Annotated in this window: 7 protein-coding genes; 3 read left to right on the top strand and 4 right to left on the bottom strand. The window is 65.3% G+C overall.

The features are described 5' to 3' along the window. Positions 1 to 71: 71 nt before the first annotated feature. Positions 72 to 296, top strand: a complete 225-nt coding sequence (locus MKK63_RS22770) for a hypothetical protein (protein ID WP_244005888.1) — start codon at positions 72 to 74, stop codon at positions 294 to 296. A 32-nt stretch (positions 297 to 328) separates the two neighbouring features. Here MKK63_RS22770 and MKK63_RS22775 read toward each other — a convergent pair whose 3' ends face one another. From MKK63_RS22775 to MKK63_RS22790, 4 genes are all read right to left on the bottom strand, one after another. Further along, complete coding sequence (locus MKK63_RS22775; RefSeq protein ID WP_244005875.1) at positions 329 to 2,542, bottom strand: putative bifunctional diguanylate cyclase/phosphodiesterase; 2,214 nt, start codon at positions 2,540 to 2,542, stop codon at positions 329 to 331. A 53-nt stretch (positions 2,543 to 2,595) separates the two neighbouring features. Then, positions 2,596 to 4,080 (bottom strand): methyl-accepting chemotaxis protein, encoded by a 1,485-nt coding sequence (locus tag MKK63_RS22780; protein ID WP_244005877.1) that lies wholly within the window; start codon positions 4,078 to 4,080, stop codon positions 2,596 to 2,598. A gap of 243 nt (positions 4,081 to 4,323) precedes the next feature. Then, positions 4,324 to 4,803, bottom strand: a complete 480-nt coding sequence (locus MKK63_RS22785; protein ID WP_244005879.1) for a PAS domain-containing protein — start codon at positions 4,801 to 4,803, stop codon at positions 4,324 to 4,326. Positions 4,804 to 4,935: 132 nt separating this feature from the next. Continuing rightward, a complete protein-coding gene (locus MKK63_RS22790; RefSeq protein WP_244005882.1) occupies positions 4,936 to 5,682 on the bottom strand; it encodes a hypothetical protein in 747 nt (248 codons plus the stop codon). Between the two features lie 325 nt (positions 5,683 to 6,007). Here MKK63_RS22790 and MKK63_RS22795 point away from each other — a divergent pair, with 325 nt between their 5' ends. Next, positions 6,008 to 6,268 (top strand): hypothetical protein, encoded by a 261-nt coding sequence (locus MKK63_RS22795; protein WP_244005884.1) that lies wholly within the window; start codon positions 6,008 to 6,010, stop codon positions 6,266 to 6,268. Between the two features lie 354 nt (positions 6,269 to 6,622). Beyond that, positions 6,623 to 7,173 (top strand): Crp/Fnr family transcriptional regulator (locus MKK63_RS22800; RefSeq protein WP_244005886.1); only part of this gene is annotated, 551 nt, incomplete at its 3' end.

Raw genomic sequence — 7,173 nt, forward strand, 5'->3', positions numbered from 1 at the left:
TTCGAGCCGAAGGCGATCCGAGGTGGAGAGCGTGAAAGAGATGCCACTGCGCATCCGGCCAGACTCGCAGGATGGGCCTCAAACCGAAACCCCACACGGACTCAACCGTCAGAGCTCAACCACTAGCTGCAGCCCATCGGGATCACGACACCTCGAACAACGCGGATGCCAACCTCGCGGCCTTCTGCCAGCGGTGCCACATGATCCACGACCGGCCGGAGCATCAGCGGCGACGCTGGCGCACGCTGTTCCGTAGGAAGGCGCTCGGCGACCTGTTCGGCGGGCCCTACGCCTAGCCTGCGGGTTCAAACCCGTGCTGCTTCCTGGATTACCCGGATCGGCGTTGACTGGTTGTCACCGGCTCAGCAGACCGGTCGCCAACCAGACCAAAGCGCTCCGCGAACTCCGCAGCCGGCATCGGCCGCCCGAATAGATAGCCCTGCGCCGTCTCGCACCCCTTCGCGATCAGGCGTCGGCGCTGCTCCTCTGTCTCCACTCCCTCCGCGATGACCTCCAAACCGAAACTGCGGCTCAGCTTGAGGATCGCCCGCACGATCGCCGCGTCCTGTGGATCCTCGCACAAGTTCTGCACGAAGCTGCGGTCGATCTTCAGCCGCGTGAGGGGAAACCGCTTGAGCAGGCTGAGTGAGGCGTAGCCAGTGCCGTAGTCGTCGAAGGCCACGCCGACACTCAGCCGTCGCAGGTCGCGCAAGGCACCGACGAGCACCTCGTCGTGGCGCAGGATGATGTTCTCGGTGATCTCAAGCTCCAGGTTCGCGCCTGGCAATCCGGTCTCGATGAGAGCTCGGCTCACCGTCTCGGTCAGGTCACCACGTGCGAACTGTGCTCCGAACAGGTTCACACCGATCCGGAAGTCGGGAACGCCATTCCGACGCCAAACCTCGGCCTGAGCGCACGCCGTGCGCAGCACCCAGTCGCCTACCACCGCTGCGTGCTGCCCCGTCTCCAGCGTCGTCAGGAAAGCGGCCGGCCCGATCAGCCCGTGGTCTGGATGTCGCCAGCGGATCAGCGCTTCTGCCCCTAGGAGTGCGCCGTCGGACAGTCGCACCTGCGGTTGGTAGTGCAGTTCGAACTCGCCCCGCTCGACGGCGTTGCGGAGTCCATCGCGGCAGATCCGCTCGCGTTGAGCCGCCTCGCGCAGGTTGGGCGTGAACAGACGATAGCGACCGCGCCCGTCGGCCTTAGCCTGGTACAGCGCGGCATCGGCGCAGATCAGAAGGTCTTCCGCTTCGTCGCTGTGGGCTGGACTCAAAGCGACGCCGACGCTGGCGCTGAGACGCAGGAGTTGACCTCCAACCGGGAATGGCTCGGACATGGCGGCGAGGATCGCCTCAGCTGTCACAATCGCGATCAGGGGGTCACCCACGTCGGGAAAAATGACGGCGAACTCATCACCGCCCAGGCGTGCCGCAACGGCGTCTGATCCGACGCAGGCTTTCACACGCTCAGCTGTCTGGCGCAGTACCGCGTCGCCGACGGCGTGGCCATGCCCGTCGTTGACGTCCTTGAACCCGTCGAGGTCGAGCATCAGCACCGCCGTGGGCAGCGCCTGTGCCAAAGAAGCAGTGAGCTGGCCATGCAAGACGCTGCGATTGAGCAGACCAGTCAGCACGTCGTGGTGGGCAAGGCGAAACAGCTGCCGCTCAACCGCGTGACGGTCGCTGACGTCGCGCACGATCGCGCCGAAGGCCGACGCATCCCCTTCGCGCCACATCGATAGGGATAACTCGATCGGGAACTCGCCGCCCTGCCGGTGACGGCCGAACAGCTCGACCGTGCGGCCGATCAGCGATCCAGGAGCGCCGTCGGCGAGCTGGCGCAGGCTGCCCTCGTGGCCGCTAAGCATCCGCTCCGGCACGATTAGGTCGATAGACCGCCCGAGCACCTCCTCAGCGACGTGGCCGAAGATGCGCTCGGCGGCATCGTTCCAGAAAGTAATTCGTCCGCTCGCGTCGGCGCAGATGATGCCGTCTGGCGAGGTCCCGGCGATGTGCTCGAACCGGCTCTGCGTGGCTCGCTGGGCGATCGTGCTTCGCCGCAGTTCCAGTCGGTCGAGCACGAGGCGGGCGAGGCTGGTTAGGACACGTTGGTCGCGGTCGGTGAACGCGGTGCGCGGCTCGGGCCCGGCCAGACACAGCGTGCCGATAGTATGCCCGTCCTCGGTGCGCAGAGGCGCGCCAGCGTAGAAGCGGACGAACGGGGCACCGGTGACCAGCGGGTTGTCGCGGAAGCGCGGATCGTGCGTGGCATCGAGCACGACGAGCACATCGTCCTGCAGGATCGTGCGCGAGCAGAAGGCGACGTCGCGGTCGGTCTCATTGAGATCGAGGCCGAGCTTGGCGTGGAACACCTGACGGTCGCGCTCTACAAACGAGACGAACGCTGTAGGGGCGTCGAGCAGCTGGGCGGCGAGTTCGACGACGTGGGTGAGTGCGGGGTCCGGCGCGGCCGCGACGACGTCGAACTCCGACAAAGCCCGCAGTCGAGCGTCCTCATCGATCGGTGTGTAGGCGCAGGACACGCGATGCCTCTACGATCATGCGGAAAGTTGAAACGACTAGCCTCGTGGAGACTTCAGGCGACCGCCCTTGCAGCGTCGCGGACTTGGCGGGTTGCGGCATCGACCTGCTCGCTCGCTTGCGCGATCGCCTCCATGCCGCTGGCGATCGTCGCCACCCCGTGGGCCGCCGTGTGCATGCTGCCCGACATCTCCCGCGTCACGGCCGACTGCTCCTCGACCGCCGCCGCGATCGCCGCAGAAACCTCGTCCAGCGAGCGGATCGTGCCCTGGATCGAGCCGATCGCCCCCACCGCCTCGCGCGTGGCCGCCTGGGTCGCGCTGATCTGCACCCGGATCTGGTCGGTCGCCTTCGCGGTCTGCTCGGCCAAGGCTTTCACCTCGGAGGCCACCACCGCAAAGCCCTTGCCCGCTGCCCCAGCGCGGGCGGCCTCGATTGTGGCGTTGAGCGCCAGCAGGTTGGTCTGCGCAGCGATGCCCTGGATCATCGTCACCACCTCGCCGATCTGCGTAGCTTGGCTGCTCAGGCCCTCAACGATGTTGCCGGTATGCCGGGCCTGCTCGACTGCCTCGCCGGCCATGCGCGCGGCGTGGCTGACCTGCTGGCTGATCTCGCCGACGGATGCCGACAGTTCCTCCGCCCCCGAAGCTACCGCCTGAATGTCGCTGGAGACCTGTCCCACGGTCCCAGCCGCTTCGGCCGTCTGCCGCGTGACGGCCTCAACCGCGGTGCCGATCGCGTCGAGGTCCGCGCCGATCGACCGTTGTGCCTCGACCCGGCGCTGGCGGTCGTGCACTTGGGCTGTGATGTCGGCGGCGAACTTCACCACTTTGAACACGGTTCCATCCGCGTCGGTGATGGGGTTGTAGGTCGCCTGGATCCAGACCTCGCGACCGCCCCTGGCGATGCGCCGGAACTCGCCCGCGGCGAACTCGCCCATGCCCAGCCGATCCCAGAACCCGCGGTAGGCCGTCCCGGCCTGCTCGGTTGCATCCACGAACAGGCTGTGATGCCGACCGCGGATCTCGTCGAGCCGATAGCCGACTGCGTCGAGGAAGTTCTGATTGGCGTCGAGGATCGTGCCGGTGGGATCGAATGCGATCACGGCCTGCGAGCGCTGTAGGGCGGTGATCTGGCCGTCGCTGTCCAACGAGCGCAGCTTCTGCGCGGTGATGTCGGTGGCGAACTTGACGACCTTCACGACGCGGCCGGCGCGATCGAGCACCGGATTGTAGCTCGCCTGGATCCAGACAGCCCGGCCACCCTTGGCGACACGCTTGAACTCGGCCGCTTGGAACGTGCCCTGCCGCAGGGCATCCCAGAACGCGCGGTACTCGGCGCTGTGTCGGTAGGCCACCTCAACGAACATCGCGTGGTGCTGCCCCTGCACCTCGGGCAGGGTGTAACCCATGGCGTTCAGGAAGTTGGTGTTGGCGGTGAGGATGGTGCCGTCGGGACGGAACTCGATGATCGCCTGTGACTGACTCAAAGCGTCGAACTTGGCGACGAGATCGGCATGCGGCCGTGCTCCACCGAACATGGTTATCGACTCCTGGCGATCGTTGGCGGCAGTTCGACAGAAGTACGGAGACCAGCCACGAGTGGCGTTGAGTGGCGTTAGGTCGCCGATGAACCCTCTGAAGCTATGAACTTGAGTATAATACTGCGTGACGACGCTTACTTAATCGTTAAATGATACCTATTCGGAACCTAAAGGCAATAATCCATCATTTGACTGCTTTCTATCAGGAGTATTCACGGGATCTGTGCGCAGAAGCACAACTTACGCGTGTCCAAACACGGCAAGTGCACGTAGAGCCTCGGTTAATGAGTCGTTGCTTACGCTGGTCGGTTCGTAGCGTCCGGCCGCGCTGGTTGCGGGGCGCCCGATCCGGCGGATCACCTCGCGCTGGAACGCGACGAAGTTTTCGATCCGCCCCTCAGCGGCATGCAACGGCCGACAATCAATCTCGGCGCGATACTTGGTACCGTCGGTGCGGTAGTTGGTGAGAAAGCCATGGAAGCGCTCACCAGACGTAAGAGCCCGCCGGAACGCGTCGAGGCCAGTCCGGCGTGTTTCCTTGCCCTGCATAAAGCGGGGGCTCCGCCCGACAATGTCATCAAGGCCGCGTCCGACGAGTAGCCCGAAGGCGGCGTTGGCATAGACGATGGTTGGTCCGGGCGGTTCGATCGTCGCATCGGTTACGACGATGCCGATGGCGGCGTCCTGCGCCAGAGCTTGGATGAGTTCGAAGGCTGTCATCTTACAGCAACGCTATGTCCACGCAGGGCGTGCTGAAACCGCGCTGAACGCATAGCCGGCGAGCAGCATACAACGCCGCTGATCTCGACCTGCCTCTCGCCGGCGTTCGGCATATCGTCCATCCGCAGTCCCTCACCGCATAGCTCGGCCGGTCCTACCGCTCGCGAGAATTCTCACAGGATCGCTTCGGCCGAGGTCGACCGCTGCCCTCCGGCAGCCCTTCGACGGTGCCGTTTCCACAACCTGTCTTTGTGGATCTCCCTTATCCGTGGGGTGCAGATTTTTGCACCCTATGCTGCCCAGCAGCGCCGGGGCCGCCGATCGCCCTCCCCGCCGAAGCCACTGCAGCCACTCCCGCGAGATGATCCGGAGCACATTCGGGTCGTTCTTCCGCCCCTGGTGGCGCCGCTCCTGGATGGTCAGCAGCCCATCGCCCTCGGCTAACCGGATCGCTGCTTGAGCCAGCCGTCGGCTCACTCCAGCCCGTGCTGCGATGGCGTCGACAGGCAACCCGCAGGCGCCGTTGCGGGCAACCTCGTCTCCGACGATGCGGAGGACCGCAAGCTGCCCCGCTGTGAACCTGCTGGCGAGGGCCGGCGGCATCGGACCAGAGCAGGCCAGCCGTCGGCGCCGCTCGATCGCTACGGATCGCTCGGGAGCCCGCTGGAAGCGCTTGGGCGGGAACAGCGTCACACGGCCGAGCGGGATGCCGACGGGCACGACCGCTTCGCGGATCGTGCTCCTGCGGTCGTGCAACAACTCGGCCAGGCCCTGCGCCTCGGCATCGGTCACGGCCTGGGAGGCGTGTGCCTGCCAGATCTGGCGCGACAGGTCGTCGAGCTGCGCGAGCGTGCGCGCGCCCTCGATCGCCGACCGCATGGTGGCGTGAAACATCGGTCCCGGTCCCTCACGGGCCGCGGCTAGGGTCCAGGCAAAGCCTTCCCGTTGACAGAAACGCGTTCTGTCTTGACACCCCGGGGGGTCTCATGGCTTGTGGGGGGCATTCGAGTGCGGCCCCACAGGCCCCAGGTTTTTCAGCAGCCTCTTCCTTGCCGGGAAGGGGCTGTTGGCTTTTCAGGGTCTATCTCGCGGCGATGGTCTCCTGAATTGCCGGCTCTCGACTCGCCAAGGCGGGCCAGGCCGGAACAGCCCATGTCGGCCGGGCGGCACGGTTAAGTCAACGTTGGGGATGATAAGCGCGACCATGGCCGAACGACCGACCGTCGCCGATCTGCGCAGGGCCAACATCATCAACAGCCAGGAGATCGTCGCGGCGATCGACGTCTACCTCAGAGATCCGACAGCCGGACCCTACCACTTTGCCAGCGGCCACCGCCTCGACATCGCATCCCTCGTGAACGCGACGCCGGCTTTCGAGAATTTGGACTGGGCAGGGCCACAGGAGAGGGCATTCCGGGTCGTGTTGACCGCCGCAGTCATGTCAGCTCAACCGACTGGGCCCTGATCTGTCCGCTGTAGCTTCTGCAGTGTTGCCCGTACCTGCGCAACCTGCTGCGGCTCGGGGATCCCCAGCAAGGCGGCGACCGCCTCGTGTGTTGCGAGCCAGGGCCGGCGAGGCGCTGCAGCTAGTCGCCGGCTGGTTTCGACCAATCTCTCCGCAAGAGGCGGCTCTTGCTGTACCCGAATGCAGACGGTCACTCGGTCGGGTACTCTGTCCGTTCCCGTGTATCTTGGCGTGAACAGCCATAACAGCCTCAGCCGCTTACCTGCAGATGACTGCAAAAATCCGTCTTATGATGGGGAGTTTTGTCTCAAACCGGACGTAGGGTGACAGATTGCCCTTCGCAGCCGTGGCCCGATGCAAGATGCACTGATCCGCAAGCTTGAGAGCTTCGAGGAACTCACCGACGCCGAACGCGCGGCTCTGCGGGCGTTCGTCCCGCGGGTGCGGCAGGTGGCGGCGCGGACAGACCTGATCCAGGAAGGCGACGCCCCCGGCAACGTGAATCTCATCCTTGACGGCTACGCCTGCCGCTACAAAATGCTCCCTGACGGCCAGCGCCAGATCATGGCCTTCTTCGTGCCCGGCGATTTCTGCGACCTGAACGTGTTCATCCTCGACCAGATGGACCACAACATCGGCACGATCTCGCCCTGCCATGTGGTCGAGATCCCCCGGCACGCCATCGAGGAGATCACGGCGCACCACCCGCGGGTGACGCGGGCCTTGATGTGGTGCGCCCTCGTGGACGAGGCCGTGCTGCGCGAATGGCTGGTCAACATCGGCAGCCGTCAAGCCGATCAGCGGATCGCCCACCTGTTCTGCGAGTTGCTGCAACGCCTGGAAGCCGTGGGGCGTGTCACCGACAACAGCTACGCGTTCCCGTTCACCCAGACCGATGTCGCCGA

The sequence above is a fragment of the Methylobacterium sp. J-088 genome, assembly GCF_022829295.1.
Taxonomy (GTDB): domain Bacteria; phylum Pseudomonadota; class Alphaproteobacteria; order Rhizobiales; family Beijerinckiaceae; genus Methylobacterium.